Annotated in this window: 1 rRNA gene; it reads left to right on the top strand. The window is 52.7% G+C overall.

Going from position 1 to position 520, the window contains the following annotated elements:
- Positions 1-520, top strand: a 23S ribosomal RNA gene (locus GUI70_RS24135); the annotation flags it as partial.

Raw genomic sequence — 520 nt, 5'->3', positions numbered from 1 at the left:
TAGGTAGCGCCTCATGTATCACTGTAGGGGGTAGAGCACTGTTTCGGCTAGGGGGTCATCCCGACTTACCAAACCGATGCTCTACCCCCTACAGTGAAAGGCTAATCAAGCTCGGAGATAGCTGGTTCTCCTCGAAAGCTATTTAGGTAGCGCCTCATGTATCACTGTAGGGGGTAGAGCACTGTTTCGGCTAGGGGGTCATCCCGACTTACCAAACCGATGCAAACTCCGAATACCTACAAGTGCCGAGCATGGGAGACACACGGCGGGTGCTAACGTCCGTCGTGAAAAGGGAAACAACCCAGACCGTCAGCTAAGGTCCCAAAGTCATGGTTAAGTGGGAAACGATGTGGGAAGGCTTAGACAGCTAGGAGGTTGGCTTAGAAGCAGCCACCCTTTAAAGAAAGCGTAATAGCTCACTAGTCGAGTCGGCCTGCGCGGAAGATGTAACGGGGCTATCACCCACTATGGCCGCACTTTCCAGAGCGTTCCGCTAATCTCAATACAACTTAAGGGCTGG

This window comes from Deinococcus alpinitundrae (assembly GCF_009982895.1).
Taxonomy (GTDB): Bacteria; Deinococcota; Deinococci; order Deinococcales; family Deinococcaceae; genus Deinococcus; species Deinococcus alpinitundrae.
The sequence above is the reverse complement of the archived record's forward strand: the minus strand, read 5'-3'. Positions and strand labels throughout refer to the sequence as shown.